The organism is Haloimpatiens myeolchijeotgali (assembly GCF_042688525.2).
GTDB lineage: Bacteria > Bacillota > Clostridia > Clostridiales > Clostridiaceae > Haloimpatiens.
On record NZ_JBHWAB010000001.1, the window covers coordinates 2,011,081 to 2,034,518 of the forward strand.

Sequence of the window (23,438 nt, forward strand, 5' to 3'; positions counted from 1 at the left end):
TATTTTTTAATTACTGATTCCTACGGAATATTAATTAAAAAATCTTTTTTCAACATGAGTAAAGCTTAGAACTTGTTACTGAAGTGAAAGGTTTCTAAGCAAGATATCATTTCCCGTAGCTTGAGTAAAGTATATCTTAAATTTGGAGGTAGCTATGAAAAAAATTATTATAATCGAAGATGCAGAAACTATAAGAGAAGAACTTAAAACATTTTTATCTAAATACGGTTATGAGATTGATGCTCCAAACGATTTTGAAAATATAGTTGAATATATAGAAAAAGCAAAGGCGGATTTAATATTATTGGATATAAATTTACCAGTTTTTGATGGATATTATATATGTAGAGAAGTTAGAAAAAAATCAGACATACCTATAATAGTAGTTACAAGCAGAGATAGTGAAGTAGATGAACTTATGAGTATGAATTTGGGAGCAGATGATTTTGTAAACAAACCTTATAATACACAAATACTTTTAGCACGTATTTCTGCAGTTTTAAAAAGAGTTACCAAGAATAACTACAAAGATGTATTATTTTATGAAGAAATGGAACTGAATTTATCAAATGGTTGTGTCACTTATAAAGAAAATACAGAACAATTAACTAAAAATGAATTAAAGATACTTTCTTATTTAATGAAGAATAGGGGAACTATAGTATCAAGAGACGAATTAATGGAATACTTATGGAATTCAGATGTTTTTATTGATGATAATACACTATCTGTTAATGTAGCAAGACTAAGAAAAACACTTGAAGAAATAGGGGTAAAAGATGTAATAGAAACTAGAAGAGGATTGGGGTATATAATGCCATGAATATAAAAGAATATTTAAAAGAGAGGTTTTTATTTTTATTTATAAATTTTATAATATTTTTTATAGTTGTTTTAGTATTTACAGCAGTAAATATAGAAAGTATTGTAATGTTTTATATGTTCATCATATGGTTTTTACCATTGATATCTTACATTACTATAGAGTTTATTAAGCACAAAAAATTTTATAATAATATAGATTCTGTATTACATAAACTTGATAAAAAATATCTACTTCCAGAAGTTATGGAAGAACCTGATTCTTTAGAAGAAAGATTTTTTTATGAAGTTTTAAGAGAATGTAATAAAGAAATGCATGAACATGTAAATGAGTATAAAAATCTTCAAAAGGAGTATAGAGAATATATAGAGGTATGGGTTCATGAAATAAAGACTCCTATTTCATCATGTATGTTAATTGTAGAAAATAACAAAAATCCTATTATGAATAATGTAGGTGAAGAAGTAAAGAAGATAGAAGGATTTGTTGAACAGGCATTATATTATTCGAGAAGTAATGATGTTAGTAAAGATTATTTAATAAAAAAATTTCAACTAAGAAATGTTGTTAATGATGTCATTAGAAGAAATTCTAAAGATTTTATAAATAAAAAAATAAGCTTAGAATTAGATGAAATAGAAGAAGTTGTGTACAGTGATATAAAGTGGGTTAAATTTATACTTAATCAAATCATAATTAATTCAATTAAATATGTTAAATCACAGGAAAAAGGAAAGATAAGAATATATTCTACTAATAATGAGAATAATGTAATACTCACAATTCAAGATAATGGTATAGGAATTTCAGAAAAGGATATAAATAGAGTGTTTGAAAAAGGATTTACAGGAGAGCATGGGCGTAAGTATAGTAAATCTACGGGAATGGGACTTTATCTTTGTAAGAAGTTGTGCAGTAAGTTAGGTTTACAAATAACTATTACTTCTAAATTAGGACAGGGAACAAAGGTTAATATTATATTTCCATTAAGTAAATATAGTTTAGGTATTTAATGTGTGAGTTTTTTGCTTACACTTTTTTATATAATGTGAGTTTTTGTTTTCTTACGAAAATGTAAGTTTAATGAAAGCTAATGAAATATCTCAATCTTTAATAATTTAATATAATTACTCTTGAAAGAGTTAATTATATGGAGGAGATAGACATGAACAGCATATTGAATGTGGATAAAGTAGAAAAGTACTACGGAAAAAAAGGAAATGTGACCAAGGCATTAGATGATGTGAGTTTTAAAGTAGATAAAGGTGAATTTGTTGGAATAATGGGGCCATCAGGAAGTGGTAAAACTACACTTTTAAATTGTATTTCAACAATTGATAATGTAACAACAGGTCAAATTATTATAAATGATCAAAACATTACAAAATTCAAATCTAAAAAGTTAGATAAATTTAGAAGGGATGAACTAGGCTTTATATTTCAAGATTTTAATTTGCTTGATACATTAACTGGATATGAAAACATAGCTTTAGCTTTAACAATACAAGAAAGAAATCCTAAAGAAATAGATGATTTAATTAATAAAGTTGCAAAAACTCTTGGTATTTTATCAGTGTTAAATAAATACCCTTATGAAATGTCAGGAGGAGAAAAACAAAGAGTAGCTTGTGCTAGAGCAATAGTTATTGATCCATCATTAATATTGGCAGATGAACCTACAGGGGCGTTAGATTCTAAGTCTTCAAGGTTGCTGCTAGAATCCTTTGAAAGATTAAATAAAGAGTTAAAAGCTACTATATTGCTTGTAACTCATGATGCCTTTACTGCAAGTTATGCACATAGAATTTTGTTTTTAAAGGATGGAAAGATATTTAATGAAATAGTTAGAGGAAATGATTCTAGAAAAGAATTTTTTAATAGGATAATTGAAGTAGTAACTCTTTTAGGTGGTGATGCTAGAGATGTATTTTAAAATAGCTATCAACAACGTAAAAAAGAGTTTTAAGGATTATGCACTATATTTTATAACCCTTACATTATCAGTATGTATTTTTTATAATTTTAATTCAATCAGTTCTCAGACAGCAATGGAAGATGTTAATAAAATAAAAGCATTAGTTAAGGCAATATCATACATATCTATATTTATATCAATTGTTTTTGGCGGGCTTATTATATATGCTAATAATTCTTTAGTAAAAAAGCGTAAAAAAGAGTTTGGAATATATGCCACATTAGGTATGTCGAGAAAAAAAATATCTCAAATATTAATTTGTGAAACATTGATAGTAGGGATTATATCATTAATTTTAGGGTTGTTAATAGGAATAGTATTATCTCAAGGGACTTCAATACTTACAGGAAAATTGTTTGAATTTAATATGACTGAGTATAAATTTGTTATGTCCATCAGTACAATTAGTAAAACTATTATATATTTTGGCATAATGTTTATGATAGCTATTATATTTAATACAATAGTTGTATCGAAGCAGAAATTAATTGATATGATAAATGCTTCAAAGAAAAATGAGGACATGAAAATTAGAAATCCTATAATTTCGGTTATCATATTTATAGCATCACTAATTGTTTTGGGTACAGCTTATTATCTAGCATGGAAATTTGCACCTACTCCTAAAAATTCAAATTTTCCATTATCTATACCATTAGGAGTTTTAGGGACTTTTTTATTCTTTTGGGGATTATCTGGATTTATGTTGATTATCCTAAAAAAGAGTAAGAGAATATATCTTAAGAAATTAAATATATTTGTTGTAAAACAGTTTAATAATAAGATAAATACAAATTTTATATCTATGGCTGTAATAAGTCTTATGCTATTTTTGACTATTTTAATTTTATCTACTGGATTAAGTTTTAAATATATTGCAGAAAAAGGTTTAAAAAATATACATTTTGATTCCAGTATTACTTTAAATATTAGTGATGAAAAACAAAAAGTTCAAGATATAGAAGAAGCTTTAAAAAAGGTGGATTTTAAATTAAAAGATTCTTATAAATATCAAGTAGTAGATTATTATAATACAAATATTAAAGTATCTAATCTTTTAAGTGAATATGCAAATGAAAAGTTAAAAAAAAGGCTCAAAAGTTATGTTGGACATTTAGGAGTTATAAAAATATCACAATATAACAAAATGAGAAAATTAAAAGGAGAATCTACAATAGGATTAAAAGAGAATGAAGTTTTAATATTAACAGGTAATGAAGATGAAAACGAAGCATTGAAAAAATTAATGAATAAAGAAAGAAAAATAAAGATTGGCAATAAGAATTATTTTATAAAAAATAATGTAGGAATACAAGAAAAATCTTATAATTTAACTGCAGTAGTACATGATGATTCTGTAAAAAATATGATTAAAGTTTCTTCAACAATAAATATAAATGCAAGTGAAAAAGATAAAATAGAACTTGCAGAGAAGATAAAAGTATTAGATGAAAAGTTTAAAAGACCAGAATATGTGGATGCCCCTAATATGGATTTGGATAAGGGATTGAAGAAATATGGATTTACTATATCAACAAGCAGTAAAAAAGAAATGTATGATAATACTAAAAAAGGTATAGGTACATTATTATATATAGGAACTTATTTAGGTTTTGTATTTTTAATATCAAGTGCAGCAGTATTAGCTATTCAAGAATTAACAGAGGCTAGTGATAGTTTTAGTAGATATAGAGCACTGAAAAAAATAGGAGTATCACAATACATGATAAATAAAACAATATTCACTCAAATTTTAATACACTTTATGTTACCTCTTGGTTTGGCCTTGATACATTTTGCAGCAGCACTGCAAGTTTTAAATAGGGCATCAGAGTATGCATTTAAATTAATAAATGTGCTGCCAACTATAACAGTAACTACAGGTGTTATTATTGCAATATATGGTATATATTTTTATGCCACTTATTTGGGATATAAGAGTATAGTTAAGAATAATTGATTTAATCTTTGTTTTAATTAGTAGTATATGATTAGTTACTTTTAAGTTTATATATGTTTAGATAATAAAACTAGTTTTTAGATAAAGATAAACCTCATCTAAAAACTAGTTTTATTTGAGTAAAATTATATTTGCTTAAAGTTATAAAATATTCAAAATATGTTATATGTAATCGATTAATAAAGAAAAATTCTATTTTATGTATGAAATAGATAAAAAATATATTTTTATTGAAAAATATGTATTAAAAAGGTATAATTTATATATAAAGTATATATGCATAATTATTATAAAAGTTGGAAACAATGAAAAATTCTCTTTATATGGGCACCTGGAGAATTTTGAGTTAATGGTGCAACCGGACAACGATTAATTAGTATGATTAATTGTTGTCTTTTTTATGCAATAGGTGCTTTTGTTCATTATATTAAATCAGGAGATGATGAGCGGAAAATTAAGTAACTATTAAGTAATGTCTTATTTAAAGAAAGAAGGGATATTAAATGAAAAATTTAAAATTTAGGGCAAAAATGTTTATGTCTTTTGGTATAATGCTTATTTTTACAATTATATTTTCCATAAGTATATTGTCAAAAATAAGTACCTTAGAAGCAAGCTGGAATATTAACGAAAAGGTAAGAATAATTGAAGAATTAAGGAATAATATAAACGGATGTGGAATAAATGTACGAGACATAAGAATAGAAAAAAGTGTAAAAGTTCTTAATAAGAAAAAAGGATGGATTAATGGAGGAATTAACAGTTTCCAAAAAGGATATAAAGAATTAGAAGGTAAAGTTTTCTCAGAAGAAGAAAAGTCAATATTAAATAAAATGGACAAACAATCAGATAAATATTTTTCACATGTAAAAAATATTTTAAAAATGAAAGATATATCTAAACTTAGTAATGACGAAATGTTTATTCTTATAAAAGAAGAAAAAGATTTGTTTAATACTCTAGATGATTTTATTTCTAAGCAATCTCAAAATGGTGAGGAGGCAGTTTTAAAATCAGAAAGTATTGTTAAACATATGAAGGTTTTAGCAATTGTACTTATTATAGGACAGTTAATTATAGGTGTTATCATAGGATTAATTTTAGAAACTAATATAGCTAAACCAATAGAAAATGTTATTAAGAGTTTAAACTTAATTTCAAAAGGAGATTTTACTAAAGTTATTTCAAATAAGTTTTTAAAACGTAATGATGAAGTAGGACAGCTTGCAAAATCAGTTAACTTAATGCAGAAAGATTTAATTAATTTAATTAAAGAGATGTTGAATGATTCTAATAACTTGAATTCATCAAGTGAAAAACTTTCAGAAGTAGTTAAAGACATGAATTTAAAACTTAAATATGTAAGTGAATCTACTAATGTGATAACTGGAGGAGTACAAGAAACTAGTGCTTCAGCAGAAGAAATTACAGCATCTGTAGAAGAAGTGGATTCTAGTGTTAGTGAACTATCTATGAAAGCATTGGATGCAAGCAACAATTCAAATGAGTTTAAAGAAAGGGCAGTAAAAGTCCAAAATGATAGTAAGAATGCTATAAAAGAAATAGAAAATTTATATGAAGAAAAAAGACAAAATATATTGAAAGCCATTGAAAATATAAAAGTAGTAGATAATATTAATGTTATGGCAGATACTATTGCTGATATAGCAGAGCAGACAAATTTACTTGCACTAAATGCATCTATAGAAGCAGCAAGAGCAGGTGAGCAAGGAAAGGGTTTTGCAGTAGTAGCAAATGGTGTAAAAGATCTTGCACAACAATCTTCAGAAGCAGTATCAGATATTAAAAATACTATAACTAAAGTTCAAGATGCATTTGAAAATCTTTCTGATAATAGTAGAGAAATATTAAAATTTATTAATGAACATATAAATCCTCAGATTGATTCATTTGCTAAAATGGGTACTGAATATTATAATGATGCGGATTATGTAAGTAAAATGTCAGAAGAATTGGCAGCTATGACAGAAGAAATAAATGCTACCATAAATCAAGTAAGTGAAGCAGTACAAGTCATGGCAGATGTTGCACAAAAATCATCGGAAAATACTGATGAAATAAATTCTAGTGTAAATGATGTGTTTAGTGAAATGAAACAAGTTGATGGTTCTGCACAAAATCAAAATGAACTTGCTCAAAGGCTTAATGAAATGGTTAATAGGTTTAAAGTAGAGTAAACATTTATAGGTAAAAGTGAAAAAGTATAAAAATTAAAGTTGAAATAATATTAAAATTCCGAAGCTTTGCTTCGGAATTTTTTATTTAGAATCTATTTAAAAAATATATAATAATGGGTACAATTATTTATTTTTACTATAATTATAGAAATTTATAATATAAAGTATTAAAATTCATAAATGTATAATAATGACGAAAATATCACTAAAAAATCGAAAATAAAACATAATTGTTAAAAAAAGATAAAAATTGAAATGTAGGAATTGTTGGATAAGGAGTTGTACTATATGATAAAAATATCTAATTTACAGAAATGTTATGGAAACACAGAAATATTGAAAGATATAAATGTGGAAATAAATAGACAAGATATATATGGACTTTTGGGAGTAAGTGGAGCAGGAAAATCAACACTTTTAAGGTGTATAAATGGCCTTGAATCATATCAAGGAGGTAGTTTAAACGTAGATGGTATAGAAGTAAAGGATTTAAATGAAAAAGAACTAAGAGAATTTAGAAAAAATATAGGGATGATATTTCAACAATTTTCATTACTTGATAGAAAAACAGTTTATGAAAACGTATCACTACCTATGAAGTGTTGGAAATACAAAAAAAGGATATAGATTGTAAAGTAAAGGAGTTGCTAGAACTAGTAGATTTAGGAGATAAGATAAACTCAAAACCAAAAGAATTAAGTGGTGGACAAAAACAAAGAGTAGCAATAGCAAGAGCACTTACACTAGAACCTAAAATATTACTTTGTGATGAAGCTACATCTGCATTAGATCCAAATATAACAAATTCTATATTAGAATTACTTACAAAAATAAATAAAGAATTAGGTATAACTATAGTAGTAGTAACTCATCAAATGAATGTTGTAAAACAAGTATGTAATAAAATGGCAATATTAAGCAAAGGTAAGTTGGAGGCAAAAGGAAGAGTAGAAGATATATTTTTAGATAAGCCTAAAGTATTAGGAGAATTATTAGGGGAATCAGGATATAACATAATTTCAAATGGTGGAGTTGACATAGAAATAATAGATAGAGAAAATACACAAAAAGGAATGATTTTATCTAGTTTAGCAATAGAAACAGGAGTTAAATATTCATTAGCTTGGGGAGGCGTTGATAAATACAGAGATAAAATATTAGGATCTTTTATTATAAATATAAAAGAAGAAGATAAATCTAAAGTTATAAATTTTCTAAATGAAAAAGAAATTGAATGGAGGTAAATTAAGTTGAATGACATAATAACATTATTAACAAAAATAATACTTCCTAGTCTGTGGGATACATTATATATGATAATGATATCAGCAATATTATCAACTATATTTGGATTTGTATTAGCGATAATATTAGTAGTAACAGATGAAAAAGGACTAAAACCTAATAAAATAGTTTATAGATTGCTAGGTTCAATAATTAATATATTAAGATCAGTTCCATTTATTATACTTGCAGTAGCAATAATACCATTTACGCGAGGTATTGTAGGAACTTCTATAGGTGAAAAGGCAGCAATAGTACCATTAACTATAGCAGCTTCTCCATTTATAGCAAGATTGATAGAAAGTAGTTTAAAAGAAGTAAACCCTAGTTTAGTAGAAGCAGCTAAGTCATTTGGTGCTTCTAATAGCCAAATAATATTTAGAGTATTAATAAAAGAAGCAGTACCATCAATAATTTCAAATTTAACACTAGCTATAATATCTATATTAGGATTAACAGCGATGGCAGGAGCAATAGGTGCTGGCGGATTAGGTGCAGTAGGGTTAACTTATGGTTACCAAAGCTTTAATAAAACTATAATGTATAGTACTGTAATTTTATTAATAATAGTAGTTCAGATTGTACAGTTTATAGGAAACTTTACATATAAAAAATTAAAATAAACGTAAGGGGGATAAAATAAAAATGAAAAGAGTAATAAGTATTTTATCAATGTTAGTATTAACATTTGGATTAGTAGGATGTGGAAGTAAAACAGAAGGTAGTGCTAAAAAATCAAGTGGTAAACAAGTTATAACCGTAGGAACATCAGTTATATCAAAAGATGTATTGGAAGAAGCTAAAAAAGTGTTTGATAAAAGTAATAAGTATGAAATGAAAATAAAAGTTTTTGATGATGCTATAACACCTAATCTTGCAGTAAATGATGGAAGTATAGATGCTAATTTTTATCAATACAAAGATTATTTGGATAACTTCAACAAAGATAGAGGAACAAAAATAAAATCATATGGAAAAGAAGTATTTGCATTTAGGATAGGACTATATTCTAATAAAGTTAAAAGTATATCTGAAATTAAGGATGGAATGGGAGTTGCTATAGCAAATGATGCAACCAATAGAGCTTTAGCTTTAAATTTATTAAATAAAGAAGGAATAATAAAACTTAAAAATGGTGTAAAAGCACCAACGGTGTTAGATATTATTGAAAATAAACATAACTTAAAATTTATAGAAATGGAAAGATTGAATTTAGCAAATGCACTAAATGATACTGATATGGCTGTAGTTATGGCTGATGTAATGCTTCATGATGGTAAAAATCCAGAAAGTGCTTTGGCATTTGCAAGGGAAGATGGTATAATTTTAGCAGTTAAAGATGAAAAAGAATGGGCAAAGGAATTAGAAAAAGCATTGACAAGTAATGAAGTTAAAAAGTTCATTTTAAATAATACAAAAGGAACAAAGACTGCTTTATTTTAGAGTTATTTAATATTTAGATATTTAATTTTGAAAGATGAAAAAGTGTTTTAATAAATTAGATTTTTTATAATCTTAAAATTAAATAAAACATTAACAATATTGACAAAATATGATACATATGTTATATTTTCATAGGAGTCACGAAGATTCTATAACTTAAGTTATTAATTTATACTAAAAAGTAAATATTTGTAGGAATAAACCCACGAAGGGTACTGTATATCATGGTACTTTTGTGGGTTTTTTTATTTTAATTTAAAAGGAGGATTGAAAGGACTTGAAACATGAATTAACTTTAGAAGAAAAATTCGATGGCAGAAATGTATATAAAAAATATACAGGAAAAAAGATAATTGTAATGATAACCTTACTAATTATGGTTTTAATTTTAGCTATTTTAGCAATTAATGCTGGGTCTTCTAATTTAAATCCATATCAAGTATTTACGTCAATTTTTGGACAAGGAAGTAATGTTGCAGATATTGTAATTTGGCGGATACGTTTACCAAGAGTGCTATCTGCAGTTATTGCAGGAGCAGGTTTATCAGTGGCTGGTTGTGTAATGCAGAGTAATTTGAGAAATCCATTGGCATCTCCATCAACTTTAGGAATATCAAATGCAGCTGCTTTTGGAGCTAATATTGCTATTATAGTGTTAGGGGCAGGTAGTATAAGAAGTTCAAGTGCAGATGCTGTTATTATAAATAATCCGTACATAGTTACTGTGTCAGCTTTTGTTTGTGCTATGGCAGCTGCTTTAGTTGTTTTGATGCTTGCTAAATCACGAGGATTTTCAGCTGAATCTATAGTTTTAGCTGGAGTAGCTCTTGGCTCTCTTTTTTCAGCAGGAACGATTTTGATTCAATACTTTGCTCAAGATGTTCAAGTAGCGGCAGCAGTATTTTGGACTTTTGGAGATTTGGGACGAGCATCTTGGAATGAGGTAATTATAATGGCAATAATAGTTTGTATAGCGATGGTTTATTTTATGTTTAGAAGATGGGATTATAATGCTCTTGACAGTGGGGAAGAATCTGCAAAAAGTCTTGGAGTTAATGTAGAGAGAGTACGTTTTGGGGGAATGTTTATTTCGTCTGTAATTACTGCTGTGGCAGTTTCTTTTCTCGGAATCATAGGCTTTATTGGACTTATAGGTCCTCAAATAATGAGAAGAGTTGTAGGATCTGATCATCGTTTTTTAATTCCAGTATCAGCACTTACAGGATCATTACTTCTCTTAATATCTGATACTTTAGCACGAACAATTATAGCACCGGTAGTGCTTCCTGTTGGAGTTATAACATCATTCCTTGGAGCGCCACTATTCCTTTATTTACTTATAAAAGGAGGTAAAAGAAGATGATTATGTCTGTTAAAGGATTAGATTTTAAGTATCCAAGTCACCAAATATTAAACAATATAAATTTTTCAATAGAAAAAGGTGAATGTTTAGTAATATTAGGAACGAATGGAACGGGAAAATCAACTTTGCTGAAATGTTTAAATAGAATTTTACAACCTCAAAAAGGTACTGTTTTTGTTGAAAAAGATGAAGTTTACAAATTAAGTCGAATAAAATTAGCACAAAAAATAGGATATGTTGCTCAAAGTAGTCAATTTTCTAGAACTACAGTTTTTGATACAGTATTACTTGGAAGAAAACCATATATTAAGTGGGATGTTACAAAGAAAGATTTAAATATAGTAAATATGGCTATGAAAATGTTAGGATTAGAAAAGTATTCTTTAAGATATACAGATGAATTAAGTGGTGGAGAATTTCAAAAAGTTTTGATTGCAAGAGCATTGGCTCAAGAACCTAAGGTACTCATGCTTGATGAACCTACAAGTAATCTTGATTTAAAAAATCAACTTGAAGTAATTAAGACAATAAAAAAAGTAGTTAAAACTAAGCAAATATCAGCTATAGTGACAATGCATGATTTGAATTTAGCTATTCGTTTTGCAGATAAGTTTATATTACTTAAAAATGGTGAAGTTTTTGCAGCCGGTGGAAATGAGGTAATAACTCCTAAAAATATTGAGAGTGTTTATTCAGTTCCTGTAAGAATTGAGGAATTTAAAAATACTCCTGTAATAATACCAGTATAATATAAGGAGAGTGAAAATTATGAATAAAAAGATAATATCATTAATAATTACAGTATGTATGTTATTTACATTTTTATTAAGTGGATGTGGTTCTAAATCCACAGTTACCACTTCTAGTTCTAATGATAAAAAAATTACTTTAACAGATATGGTTGGAAGAAAAGTTTCAATAGAGGGAAAAGTAAAAAAAGTTATAGCTATTGGACCAGGTGCATTAAGGCTATATTGTTATGTTGGCAACACAGATAAAATAGTAGGAATAGAACAATTAGAAAGAAATAATCCTAAAGGAAGACCATATATTTTGGCAAATCCATCATTAATTAAATTACCTGTTATTGGACAAGGTGGTCCTAATAGTTTACCTGACGGGGAAAAAATATTAAGCGTTAAACCAGATGTAATTTTTACCATGTATGCAATGGATAAAGCCACTGTAGATAGTCTACAATCTAAAACGGGTATTCCAGTAGTAGCACTTAGTTATGGAAAAGTATCAGCATTTGATCCAGCTGTGTACAAGTCAATAAAGCTTATTGGTAAAGCTATAGGAGAGGATAAAAGAGCTGAAGAAGTAGTTGAGTATATGAAAAATTGCAAGAAAGATTTAGATGATAGGACAAAAAATATTCCTAAAAATCAAAAACCAAGTATATATGCAGGAGCCTTAGCAATGAAAGGTATGCATGGTATTGAAAGTACACAAGGAAATTATTCTTTATTCAATGCTGTAAATGCTAAAAATGTTGTAGATGAAACAGGTAAAACAGGTTCTATTATGATAGATAAAGAAAAATTACTTCAGTGGAATCCAGATAAAATTTTTATAGATTTAGGTGGATTAGAGATGGTAAAGCAGGATTATAGAAAAAATCCTAAATTTTATAAAGCATTGTCTGCATTTAAAAATAATGAAGTGTATGCACAATTACCGTATAATTTTTATCACACCAATATTGATACAGCTATGTGTGATGCATATTATATAGGTAAGGTAATTTGTCCTGATAAGTTTAAAGATATTAATATAGAGGAAAAGTCAAATGAGATTTATAAATTTTTGCTTGGTAAAGAGGTTTATTCACAAATGTCAAAAGATTTTGGAGAATTTAAAAAGATAAGGGTTCAATAAGTAATCAGCTTTAGAAGGTGAATAATAACCGCTTCGGGAAATGATATATTGCTCTGAAACCTTTCACTTCAGTAACAAGTTCTAAGCTTTACTCATATTGAAAAAAGATTTTTTAATTAATATTCCATAGGAATTAGTAATTAAAAAATTACTTTTTTCAAATTCATAAAGCTAAGAACTTGTAAACTTTGTTCAAATGTTTCTTACGCAATATACCATTTCCCTTCGCTAGGGAGTATTTGTATTGATAAAGTTGAGTAGTTAGACTAGTGTAGTATAAAAAATTGATATAAAAAAGGAATCCCTCACTTCCATAACGTACTCTAAGTCTTACTCATATTGAAAAAAAGATTTTTTAATTAATATTCCGTAGGAATTAGTAATTAAAAAATAACTTTTTTCAAATTCGTAAGGCTAAGAGTACGTAAATGTCGTTCGAAGATTCCTTAATCTTATACGTTTTTTATTTACTGGCAATACATATAAAGGATACAAAAATATAGAAAGATATTTTCTAACTTGAATAAAGTTCAACTATAGCTTTGAATAAGTCACCATCAAAATCAACATACATAATTCCACCATGAAGTTCTACTATACTTTTGGCTATGGCAAGACCTAAACCATTTCCAGCAATATTTGAATTTCTTGAAGCATCTCCTCTGGTAAATCTCTCAAATATTTCTTCTTTGTCAAAATCTAATGCATAGCAAGAAACATTTTTAAAAGATATTTTAATGCCTCTAGGGATAGAATCTATTTCAACATAAACTCGCGTATTCTCTAAGGAATACTTTAATGCATTGTTTATTAGATTTTCGAAAACACGAGACATTCTATTTCCATCTAAATTCATTTCAATTTTTTCTGTAAAAGGTCTTACAATAAAAGATAAATTTTTATTTGTATAAATTTCAGTATCTGAGTATTCAGCTATAGATTGATTTATAAGTTCTAGTACTTCTACATTTCCTTTCTTTAGTTCAATTTTACCACTATTTATTTTTGATATTTCAAATAAATTTTCTATAAGATTTTTAAGCTTTAAACTTTTCCTATTAAGAATTTTTAAAAACTCTTCTTTTTCTTGTTCAGAAATATCTTCTCTAAGAAGTATATCAGTATAATTTATTATAGATGTAAGTGGAGTTTTAAGATCATGAGATACATTAGCAACTAATTCACTTTTTAGTCTTTCATTTTTTATTTTATCTTCAATAGATACTTTAAAGCCTTTGTTTATCTTATTTATATTATGAGAAAGTCTACAAAGTGATGCATCTCCTTTTTCTTGTATTGCATAATCTAAGTTGCCTTTAGTAATTTCATCTGTACCATGTATTATTTTATCAATATATCTTGAAAACTTGATGAATTTTGGAATTACAAAGATTAAAGCAAATGATAGATATAATATTGATATAATCATAAAATTTAGATTATTGGAGATTCTTGAACTAGAGGACATACTTATAATTACAAATAAAACTGATAATATAAATAAAATAAAAATACACAATTTAAATAAGGTAGTTCTATTTTCAAACCAATTATTTATACGTCTAAATAATCGTACTATAAAGCTTTGTTTTATTCCACGTATAATTCGTTTTTTGCCAAGAAAATACAAGATTAATATTATAATAACTTGTATAATGCTAAAAATTATTAATAAAATTTTATTTTCAGTTATGTTTTTTTCATGGAACAAAATGTTTGCACTTTCAGAATTTATGTTTTCTTTAAAATATTTTTGGGTATTATCAAAAATATTTTTAATTAAAGATTCATCTTCTTTTGAAACTTTATATTTTTTAGGAAACCAATAAGCTTCTGTAAAGTTATAAGAATTTTCAATTGAAGATTTTTTTCCATATTTATATGCAGGGGCTTCTACTGAATTAAATGATATATTATACCACTTTCCTTTATTTGAAACGTATTTATATAATTCACCCTCCACATTTAAAAAAGTTTTAAGATTACTTTTTATAAAATCTATATTATTAATATCATTAGTTAAAAATGTATTTTTCCTTTGATCAATAATTATAAATTTTACAACTCTACTATAATCTTTATTTTCATAATTAATTTTCAGAGTTTTACTTATTTTATTTAGTTCTTCTTGTGACTTTTGTGATAGTATTTTTAAATCATTTGTGTTTTTGTATATACATAAATTTGCATTAGATGCACATTCTCTCATCCAAGAATCGTAATTGAGCCAAGAAGTATCATTAATAAAATTCTTATTTTCTGACATAAGGTCCCAAGTTTGCATTTTGGATGACATTTCACTTTTTATATATTTTATTTGGTTATTGCTATTGTGTAAACTTTTTAAAGAGCTAACCATTAGTAAAAAAATAAATAACATAAGTGCAAATATTATAAGTATAATTTTTTCTAAAAATGATTTGAGTTTGTCAAGTTTTAAATTTTTAATTTTCAATTTTGTATCCAACTCCCCATACTACTTTTATATATCTAGGATTTTTAGGATCTATTTCTATTTTTTTTCTCAATCTTCTTATATGTACAGAAACAGTATTTTCACTTTTAAAAGCAGGTTCATTCCAAACTCTTTCATAAATTTCACTTGAAGGAAATACTCTATTAGGATTTTCCGATAATAGTAAAAGAATATCATATTCTATAGGTGTTAATTGTACTTCTTTATCGTCAACTATAACAATATGGTTGTTTTTTTTAATAATCAATTGATCTATAACTATTTCATCTTGTGTTGTTTTTTTATTAAAGTTTCCAAAATTTATATATCTTCTAAGTTGAGATTTTACTCTTGCTACTAGCTCTAATGGGTTAAAAGGTTTAGTTATATAATCATCAGCACCTATATTTAATCCTAAAATTTTATCTGTGTCTTCACTTTTAGCAGATAAAATTATAATAGGAATGTTTTTATTCTCTCTTATTCTCATGCATGTCCTTATTCCATCAAGTCTTGGCATCATTACATCTAATAATATTACATGGATTTCATTATTTTCTAAAATATCTAAAGCATCTAAACCATCAGATGCTTTTATTATATTTAGGTTGTCTATACTTCGTAAGTAGACTTCAATAGCATCCCTAATTTCTTTTTCATCATCTACTACAAGTACATTATATTTATTCATAAAAAAAGCCTCCTTTTATAATGTCTGTAATGTAAAAATTAATCTCTTTTATACATAAAAAAACTAAAAGGGTCTTTGGAATGTCCATTAGAATAATCAACTTTTGCTATATTTCGAATATGATATATTTTCCAATCATAGTCTTTAGCTTGATTATCACAAACATACGCATAGTCATATTTACCTTTTTCTTTCCATTTCATAAATATATATGTATGAGATGGTGTACCATATTTATTTAATTTTGAATCTGTAGTAAAACATATATCACCTGGTCTCAGTTTCTTATAATTTTTTTCTTTTTTCCAACCCTCTTCTTTCATTATATCTAAAAGTTGATTTGTATTGCAAACACTGTTATTAATCTTTTCACCATTCATTCTCAAAACTTCAGATAAAAAATAAACACAAGTATTAGCAGAGGCACCATTATTAAGATTAACAGCTTTATTATAAGCTGTAATTCTATTTTTACTCTTTGTCATTGAATTATATATTTTTTTTCTTAAATTAGAATTATACATTTTACTTTGAAAAGTTGAGATAAATATAACTGATATAGTTAAAAATAAAGTGAGAGGTATTAATAGAAATTTTAATTTTAAATTTTGTTTTTTTCTAAAAGATTTATTTGTTGGTACGTTTTTCACAATTAATTTCCTCCTTATTTTGTTAATCATTCAAATTTATTATAATAGAAAAATATTACAAAAGGTATATCATAAAAATGAAGATTTTCGTACAATATTAGGCAATACTATAAATAATGTTTTTTTAAAGGAGTGTAGTGTTATGAGTTTTTATGAGGAAATTTCTAAGTATTATGATTTTATTTTTCCTATAGGGAAAGAGAAAATTAATTTTATTAAAAAAGTAGCTGGAGAAAAACCAAAGGATTTATTAGATGTTGCTTGTGGAACTGGAGGATATTCTTTAGAGCTTTCAAAACAAGGATATAATGTAACTGCAGTGGATTTAGACTATAAAATGGTTGAGGAATTAAGAAATAAAAGTTTAAATAATAATTTAGATATAAATATTTTGCAAGGCAATATGTTAGAACTAAATCAAAAGCTAAATTCTAAATATGATTTAGTTTTTTGTATAGGAAACTCACTTGTTCACCTTAATGAAGAAAAAGAAATAGAGAAATTTTTTAAGGAAATAAAAAGTTTGTTAAAAAAAGGTGGAAGTTTAGTAATTCAAATAATTAATTATGATAGAGTACTAATGCATAATGTCAATTTTTTACCTACTATAGAAAATAAGGATGTAGGAATAAAATTTAAGCGTATATATAATTATGATAAAAATACAAATAAAGTTTTGTTTAAGACAATTCTGCAAGTTAATGGAAAGGAAATAGAAAATGAAATTGCATTATATCCTATATTATCAAAGGATATCATAAAATTATTGAGAAGTTCAGGATTTGAAAGCATTCAACTATTTGGAGATTTTAAGGGGAATAAATTTGAACCCCATAATTCTTATCCCTTAGTAGTAGTGGCATATTAAATTTATATTTTCCAATGAAATGTTGACTGAATTTCCAATAAAAGGTAAAATTATACTACAAAATTAAATTTGAGGGAGAGAATTAATTTGAGTGTAAGTGTAGTAGAAAATAAAAAATGTGATAATAATTTTAATTGTTTATTTGAAATAAAGCAATTTCTTCATGGAAAAAATTTTAGAAGTTATAAATTATTTGGAAGTAAATTAATAAAAAATTGTAACGAAAAAGGTGCATTATTTCATGTGTGGGCACCCAATGCTGTAGAAGTTAGAGTAATAGGTAATTTTAATAATTGGAATGGTACAAAACATGTAATGAAAAAAATAAAAGATACAGGAATATGGCAGCTTTTTATACCATATATAAAAGAAGGGGATATTTATAAATATGAAATTCATACAGTGCAGGGGAAAATATTAAAAAAATCTGATCCCTATGCATTGTATTCAGAAGTGAGGCCAAATACAGCTTCAGTAATTGTAGAGTCTAAAGCATATAAATGGAATGATGAAAAATGGATGGAGAAAAGAAAACAAAAAAATCTGTATGAAAGCCCAATAAATATATATGAATTACACTTAGGATCTTGGCGTAGAAAAGAAAATGGAGAATTTTATTCTTATAAAGAAATAGCAAGCGACCTTATTGAATATATTCTAGATATGGGATATACACATGTGGAGATATTACCAATTTCAGAGCATCCATTAGATGCTTCTTGGGGATATCAATGTACTGGTTATTATTCAGTAACTAGTAGGTTTGGAAATTTAGAAGATTTTAAATATCTTGTGGACAGGCTGCATAGAAATAATATAGGTGTTATTTTAGATTGGGTACCAGGGCATTTTTGCAAAGATGAATATGGTCTTTATAAGTTTGATGGAACTCATTTATATGAATATGAAGATGAAAGAAAAAGAGAAAATTATGGATGGGGAACTGCAAATTTTGATTTCACTAAACCAGAAGTTAGAAGTTTTTTAATATCTAATGCATTATTTTGGTTTGAAGTGTATCACATAGATGGAATTAGAATAGATGCGGTTGCCAATATGATTTACCTAAATTACTGTAAAGAACATTTAAATTTAAGAAATAAAAAGGGAGGAATAGAAAATTTAGAAGCAGTTGATTTTATAAAAGAGTTAAATGAAGTTATTTTTAAAAATATTGATAATCCTCTTATGATAGCAGAGGAGTCAACTGCATGGCCTTTAGTAACATATCCTACATATATGAATGGATTGGGAATGAACTATAAGTGGAATATGGGATGGATGAATGATATGCTCACGTACATGAAAACTCCACCAGAAGAAAGAAGGCATAAACATAAATTAATAACTTTTTCTCTTATGTATGCTTTTTCTGAGAATTTTGTGCTTCCTCTTTCTCATGATGAGGTTGTACATGGAAAAAAATCATTGCTTGATAAGATGCCAGGAAAGTATGAAGAAAAATTTTCTAATTTAAGGTTATTTTATGGATATATGATGGGTCATCCTGGAAAAAAACTTATATTTATGGGTGGAGAATTTGGTCAGTTTATAGAATGGAATTTTAATAGTGAATTAGATTGGAATTTAATGAAATATCCAATTCATGATGCACTTAAAAACTACGTTAGAGATTTAAATGAGTTATATATTAAAGAAAAAGCACTTTGGCAGCTTGATCATGATAGTAAAGGGTTTATGTGGATAGATCATTCAAATTCAAAGCAAAGTATAATTTCATTTATAAGATATAGTAAAGAAGAAAAAGATTTTCTTATAATAATTTGCAATTTTTCAAATGTAACTTATGAAAATTTTAAAGTTGGAATACCAAGACTTACACTATACAAGGAAATATTTAATAGTGATAGAGATATTTATGGAGGTTCAAATTTTGTAAACAAAGATATTATTAAACCATCAATAGAAAAATGTAATAATCAACATTTTAGTATAAATATAAAGGTACCGGCATTATCAACAATGATTATAAAGCCGGTTTGGTATAAGTGACGCAAATACAAAAGGGGGATGAATTATGTCTAAAAAGGAAATTGTTGCTATGATATTGGCAGGAGGCCAGGGAAGTAGATTAAAACACCTTACAAAAAATACTGCAAAGCCAGCAGTTCCATTTGGGGGAAGATATAGAATAATTGATTTTACTTTAAGTAATTGCTCAAATTCAGGTATTGATACAGTTGGAGTGCTTACTCAATATAAGCCACTTACTTTAAATTCACATATAGGAATTGGAACTCCTTGGGATTTAGATAGGATTAATGGAGGAGTTACACTATTGCCTCCTTATATGACAAACTTAGGTGGTGATTGGTATAAAGGCACTGCAAACGCAATATATCAAAATATAGGATTCATTGATTCCTATAATCCAAAGTATGTTTTAATACTTTCAGGTGATCATGTATATAAAATGGATTACTCTAAAATGTTAAAGTTCCATAAAGAAAAAGGAGCAGATGCAACTATAGCTGTAATTGAAGTTCCAATGGCAGAAGCTCATAGATTTGGAATTATGAACACTACAGAAAATAATAAGATATATGAATTTGAAGAAAAACCTAAGAATCCTAAAAACAATATGGCATCTATGGGAGTATACATTTTTGATTGGGAAAAACTTAAATATTTTTTGAATGAAGATGAAAAAGATACAAAATCAAGTAATGATTTTGGAAAAAATATAATACCTAAAATGCTTAATGGTGGTGAGAATTTATTTGCATATCCTTTTGAAGGATATTGGAAAGATGTTGGCACAGTAGAGAGCTTTTGGCAAGCTAATATGGATATGCTTAAAGTAGATGGTGGACTTGATATTTATGATAATGATTGGAGAATTTATTCTTTAAATAATGATTGTCCTCCTCATTATGTGGGAGACAAAGCGGTTATTAAAAATTCTTTAGTGGCTGAGGGAAGTGTTATTTTAGGAGAAGTAACAAATTCTGTAGTTTTTTCAGGAGTTTATATAGATGAAAATACAAAAATTATTAATTCCATTGTTATGGAAGATACCTTAATACAAAAAAATTCTATTGTGGATAAAGCTATAATTGGAAGCAATGTTGTTGTGAAAAAAAATAGCGTAGTTGGTAATTCAGAAGATATTGTTGTCATACAGGAAGGCGATAGGATTGAAGGGTCATACCAAGTTAAATCATTGGAAAAATTTGCTTAAGAGGTGATGATATGTTAAATGATTATATGGGAATTTTGAATTTGAATGAAGATGAAAAAAATATAAGAAGTCTCACAATAAATAGACCAATTGGTTCTATACCTATATATGGAAGATATAGAGTTATAGATTTTATGCTTTCAAATATGGTCAATTCAGGAATAAAAAACATAGGTATATTTGCCCAAAGTAATTCAAGGTCATTAGCAGATCATTTAGAAACAGGTAAACCTTGGGATTTAGATAGAAAAATAGGAGGTTTATTTTTATTTAATTATGATATAAACAACTATTTACTTAATGATGTTAGGTTACTTAGAAATAATATGGAATATTTGTATAGAAGTAAGGAAGACAATGTAATTGTATCTTCCTCATATATGGTATGTAATATAGATTTAGAGAAAGTAGTAAAAGAACATGAGAATTCTAAAAGTGATATTACAATGGTATATAAGAAAGTGAGAAATGATGGAGTAAGTTTTTTAAATTGTGATGTTTTCAATTTAGATGATAATGGAAAAGTTTTAAGTGTTGGGAAAAATATTGGAAAACTAGGACAAAAAAATAATATATCTATGGAAATTTTTATAATGAAAAAAGAAAGGCTTATAGATATTATATATAAGTGCTTAGAAACAGGATATTATGCTTCTCTTAAAGATTATATATATGGTAATTTAGATAAGTATAATATAAATTCTTACGAGTTTTGTGGGTATTTACAATGTATAAATTCTAGTACAGCTTATTATAAAGCTAATTTAGATATACTTAGTCTTAAAGTAAGAGATGAATTATTTTTAAAGGATAGAAAAGTATATACAAAATCTAAAGATATGCCTCCTACAGAGTATTCTGTTAATTCAAAAGTTAAAAGTTCATTTATTGCTAATGGCTGCATTATAAAGGGTACTATTAAAAATAGTATTATTTCTAGAGGTGTTGTTATAGAAGAAGGAGCAAAAGTTAAAGACAGCATAATACTTCAAAAGTGTATTATCAAAAAAGGAGCTAAGTTAAATAAAGTTATTTTGGATAAAAATGTAGTTATAAAAGAAAATAAACAATTAGTAGGTGATGAGGAATATCCTTTAATAATAGAAAAAACTACTAATGCAGGTTTGATAAAAAGAGTTGTTTAAGTTTGAAAGTGTAAAATAAAAATGGATAATGGGGGAGAATAATGAAAGTATTATTTGTATGTACTGAATCACATCCATTTATAAAAATCGGAGGATTGGGAGATGTAGCATATGCACTTCCAAAGGCTTTGAGGAAAATGGGAGTGGATGTTAGAGTTATTATTCCAAAATATAGTGATATATCTTCAAATTTTAAGACAAAGATGAAGCATATTGACAGTTTTAATGTGAAAGTTGCATGGAGAAATCAATACTGTGGATTGGAATACTTGGAATATAGCGGTATACCATATTATTTTGTAGATAATGAGTACTATTTTAAAAGAGATGGGATATATGGATTTTATGATGATGGTGAAAGATTTGCATATTTTTGTGATGCTGTAATTGAAAGTATTAAACATATGGGAGATTTTAAACCAGACGTTATTCACTGTAATGATTGGCATACCGGAATGATACCAGTTTTCATGAAAGATAATTCTATAAAAACAGTGTTTACAATTCACAATCTTAAATATCAAGGTGTATTTGGAAAAGAAATTCTTGGTGATATTTTAGGATTAAGTGATGAATACTTTAGTGAAAATAAATTAAAGTATTATGATGGGATTTCATTTATGAAAGGTGGAATTAATTATGCTGATTTAGTTACTACAGTAAGTAACAGTTATGCAAAAGAAATAAAAACTCCATATTATGGTGAAGGACTTCATGGACTTTTAGAAAATAGAGGAGCAAAATTTTTAGGTGTAGTAAATGGAATAGATTATGATGTATTTAATCCTAAAGACGATAAAGAAATTTATTTTAATTATAATATAAACCATTTAGATAACAAATTAAGAAATAAAATAGAGCTGCAAAGAGAGCTTAAATTACCAGTTAATAGAGATATACCTATGATAGGAATTGTATCAAGACTTGTAAAGCAAAAAGGACTAGATTTGATTGCAGAGGTTATTGAAGAATTATTAGGAATGGATATTCAAATAGTAGTACTTGGTACAGGAGAAATGCATTATGAAGATTTAATACAATATTATTCATATATATATCCATCGAAGATATCTTCAAATATATATTTTAGTAATGAAATGGCAAAAAAGATATATGCAAGTTGTGATATGTTTTTGATGCCTTCTTTATTTGAACCTTGTGGAATAGGGCAGCTAATAGCACAGAGGTATGGTACTTTGCCAATAGTTAGAGAGACAGGTGGACTTAAAGAAACAGTTTTGCCTTTTAATAAATATACTAGAAAGGGAACAGGCTTCTCTTTTAAAAACTACAATTCAAGAGAGTTAATTAAAACTATAAAAAATGCAGTTAGTGTTTACAAAGACAAAAAATTATGGAAAGAAATAATGCAGCAAGTAATGGAGAAAGATAATAGTTGGCAAAATTCTGCTAAAACCTATAAAGAGATTTATAAAAATTTAATATATAATTAACTCAATTTTTCCAGTAAGAAAATACTGTCTAGCGAAGGGAAATGAT

Annotated in this window: 18 protein-coding genes, 1 pseudogene and 1 riboswitch; of the genes and pseudogenes, 16 read left to right on the forward strand and 3 right to left on the reverse strand. The window is 26.7% G+C overall.

Annotated features, from left to right (window positions below; genetic code table 11):
- Positions 1-154: 154 nt before the first annotated feature.
- The 11 genes and pseudogenes from ACFIJ5_RS08970 (at position 155) to ACFIJ5_RS09020 (ending at position 12,927) form a co-directional block, all read left to right on the forward strand.
- The gene (locus tag ACFIJ5_RS08970) at positions 155-823 is read left to right on the forward strand and encodes a response regulator transcription factor (protein ID WP_379806196.1); all 669 of its coding nucleotides are present in this window, start codon (positions 155-157) and stop codon (positions 821-823) included.
- The gene (locus ACFIJ5_RS08975; protein ID WP_379806198.1) at positions 820-1,836 is read left to right on the forward strand and encodes a sensor histidine kinase; all 1,017 of its coding nucleotides are present in this window, start codon (positions 820-822) and stop codon (positions 1,834-1,836) included. Before ACFIJ5_RS08970 ends, ACFIJ5_RS08975 begins: the two co-directional genes overlap by 4 nt.
- Positions 1,837-1,988: 152 nt before the next feature.
- Complete coding sequence (locus ACFIJ5_RS08980; RefSeq protein ID WP_379806200.1) at positions 1,989-2,756, forward strand: ABC transporter ATP-binding protein; 768 nt, start codon at positions 1,989-1,991, stop codon at positions 2,754-2,756.
- Positions 2,746-4,758: an FtsX-like permease family protein gene (locus ACFIJ5_RS08985; RefSeq protein WP_379806202.1), complete on the forward strand. Its 2,013-nt coding sequence runs from the start codon at positions 2,746-2,748 to the stop codon at positions 4,756-4,758. Before ACFIJ5_RS08980 ends, ACFIJ5_RS08985 begins: the two co-directional genes overlap by 11 nt.
- Before the next feature lie 289 nt (positions 4,759-5,047).
- Positions 5,048-5,131: riboswitch (cyclic di-GMP riboswitch) on the forward strand.
- 130 nt (positions 5,132-5,261) lie between these two features.
- Entirely contained in the window at positions 5,262-6,956 is a 1,695-nt protein-coding gene (locus ACFIJ5_RS08990) for a methyl-accepting chemotaxis protein (protein WP_379806204.1), read from the forward strand.
- 288 nt (positions 6,957-7,244) lie between these two features.
- A pseudogene (locus ACFIJ5_RS08995) lies at positions 7,245-8,200 on the forward strand (methionine ABC transporter ATP-binding protein).
- 6 nt (positions 8,201-8,206) lie between these two features.
- Complete coding sequence (locus tag ACFIJ5_RS09000) at positions 8,207-8,863, forward strand: methionine ABC transporter permease (RefSeq protein ID WP_379806206.1); 657 nt, start codon at positions 8,207-8,209, stop codon at positions 8,861-8,863.
- 22 nt (positions 8,864-8,885) lie between these two features.
- Entirely contained in the window at positions 8,886-9,683 is a 798-nt protein-coding gene (locus ACFIJ5_RS09005) for a MetQ/NlpA family ABC transporter substrate-binding protein (protein ID WP_379806208.1), read from the forward strand.
- A 358-nt stretch (positions 9,684-10,041) separates the two neighbouring features.
- Complete coding sequence (locus ACFIJ5_RS09010) at positions 10,042-11,046, forward strand: FecCD family ABC transporter permease (protein ID WP_379809581.1); 1,005 nt, start codon at positions 10,042-10,044, stop codon at positions 11,044-11,046.
- A complete protein-coding gene (locus ACFIJ5_RS09015) occupies positions 11,043-11,795 on the forward strand; it encodes an ABC transporter ATP-binding protein (protein WP_379806210.1) in 753 nt (250 codons plus the stop codon). Before ACFIJ5_RS09010 ends, ACFIJ5_RS09015 begins: the two co-directional genes overlap by 4 nt.
- A 19-nt stretch (positions 11,796-11,814) precedes the next feature.
- Positions 11,815-12,927: an iron ABC transporter substrate-binding protein gene (locus ACFIJ5_RS09020; protein ID WP_379806212.1), complete on the forward strand. Its 1,113-nt coding sequence runs from the start codon at positions 11,815-11,817 to the stop codon at positions 12,925-12,927.
- Between the two features lie 514 nt (positions 12,928-13,441).
- Here ACFIJ5_RS09020 and ACFIJ5_RS09025 read toward each other — a convergent pair.
- From ACFIJ5_RS09025 to ACFIJ5_RS09035, 3 genes are all read right to left on the reverse strand, one after another.
- A complete protein-coding gene (locus ACFIJ5_RS09025) occupies positions 13,442-15,307 on the reverse strand; it encodes a sensor histidine kinase (RefSeq protein WP_379809582.1) in 1,866 nt (621 codons plus the stop codon).
- A 64-nt stretch (positions 15,308-15,371) separates the two neighbouring features.
- Positions 15,372-16,073, reverse strand: a complete 702-nt coding sequence (locus tag ACFIJ5_RS09030; RefSeq protein WP_379806214.1) for a response regulator transcription factor — start codon at positions 16,071-16,073, stop codon at positions 15,372-15,374.
- Positions 16,074-16,111: 38 nt separating this feature from the next.
- Positions 16,112-16,723: a hypothetical protein gene (locus tag ACFIJ5_RS09035; protein WP_379806216.1), complete on the reverse strand. Its 612-nt coding sequence runs from the start codon at positions 16,721-16,723 to the stop codon at positions 16,112-16,114.
- On the opposite strand from ACFIJ5_RS09035, the gene ACFIJ5_RS09040 reads away from it, so the two are divergent.
- The 5 genes from ACFIJ5_RS09040 to glgA all read left to right on the forward strand — a co-directional run bounded on the left by ACFIJ5_RS09040 (position 16,647) and on the right by glgA (position 23,392).
- On the forward strand, positions 16,647-17,591 hold the full coding sequence (locus tag ACFIJ5_RS09040) for a class I SAM-dependent methyltransferase (protein WP_379806218.1): 945 nt from the start codon (positions 16,647-16,649) through the stop codon (positions 17,589-17,591). The genes ACFIJ5_RS09035 and ACFIJ5_RS09040 overlap by 77 nt on opposite strands.
- A gap of 87 nt (positions 17,592-17,678) precedes the next feature.
- Positions 17,679-19,604: a 1,4-alpha-glucan branching protein GlgB gene (gene glgB, locus ACFIJ5_RS09045; RefSeq protein WP_379806221.1), complete on the forward strand. Its 1,926-nt coding sequence runs from the start codon at positions 17,679-17,681 to the stop codon at positions 19,602-19,604.
- A gap of 25 nt (positions 19,605-19,629) precedes the next feature.
- Positions 19,630-20,793, forward strand: a complete 1,164-nt coding sequence (locus tag ACFIJ5_RS09050) for a glucose-1-phosphate adenylyltransferase (RefSeq protein WP_379806223.1) — start codon at positions 19,630-19,632, stop codon at positions 20,791-20,793.
- Between the two features lie 11 nt (positions 20,794-20,804).
- Entirely contained in the window at positions 20,805-21,938 is a 1,134-nt protein-coding gene (gene glgD / locus ACFIJ5_RS09055; RefSeq protein ID WP_379806225.1) for a glucose-1-phosphate adenylyltransferase subunit GlgD, read from the forward strand.
- Between the two features lie 41 nt (positions 21,939-21,979).
- Positions 21,980-23,392: a glycogen synthase GlgA gene (gene glgA, locus ACFIJ5_RS09060; protein WP_379806227.1), complete on the forward strand. Its 1,413-nt coding sequence runs from the start codon at positions 21,980-21,982 to the stop codon at positions 23,390-23,392.
- The last annotated feature ends 46 nt before the right edge of the window (positions 23,393-23,438 follow it).

Coding starts and splice junctions, on each gene's coding strand:
- ACFIJ5_RS08970 (WP_379806196.1), top strand. CDS start 155: ATGAAAAAAATTATTATAATCGAAGATGCAGAAACTATAAGAGAAGAA.
- ACFIJ5_RS08975 (WP_379806198.1), top strand. CDS start 820: ATGAATATAAAAGAATATTTAAAAGAGAGGTTTTTATTTTTATTTATA.
- ACFIJ5_RS08980 (WP_379806200.1), top strand. CDS start 1,989: ATGAACAGCATATTGAATGTGGATAAAGTAGAAAAGTACTACGGAAAA.
- ACFIJ5_RS08985 (WP_379806202.1), top strand. CDS start 2,746: ATGTATTTTAAAATAGCTATCAACAACGTAAAAAAGAGTTTTAAGGAT.
- ACFIJ5_RS08990 (WP_379806204.1), top strand. CDS start 5,262: ATGAAAAATTTAAAATTTAGGGCAAAAATGTTTATGTCTTTTGGTATA.
- ACFIJ5_RS09005 (WP_379806208.1), top strand. CDS start 8,886: ATGAAAAGAGTAATAAGTATTTTATCAATGTTAGTATTAACATTTGGA.
- ACFIJ5_RS09010 (WP_379809581.1), top strand. CDS start 10,042: ATGATAACCTTACTAATTATGGTTTTAATTTTAGCTATTTTAGCAATT.
- ACFIJ5_RS09015 (WP_379806210.1), top strand. CDS start 11,043: ATGATTATGTCTGTTAAAGGATTAGATTTTAAGTATCCAAGTCACCAA.
- ACFIJ5_RS09020 (WP_379806212.1), top strand. CDS start 11,815: ATGAATAAAAAGATAATATCATTAATAATTACAGTATGTATGTTATTT.
- ACFIJ5_RS09025 (WP_379809582.1), bottom strand. CDS start 15,307: ATGTTATTTATTTTTTTACTAATGGTTAGCTCTTTAAAAAGTTTACAC.
- ACFIJ5_RS09030 (WP_379806214.1), bottom strand. CDS start 16,073: ATGAATAAATATAATGTACTTGTAGTAGATGATGAAAAAGAAATTAGG.
- ACFIJ5_RS09050 (WP_379806223.1), top strand. CDS start 19,630: ATGTCTAAAAAGGAAATTGTTGCTATGATATTGGCAGGAGGCCAGGGA.
- glgD (WP_379806225.1), top strand. CDS start 20,805: ATGTTAAATGATTATATGGGAATTTTGAATTTGAATGAAGATGAAAAA.
- glgA (WP_379806227.1), top strand. CDS start 21,980: ATGAAAGTATTATTTGTATGTACTGAATCACATCCATTTATAAAAATC.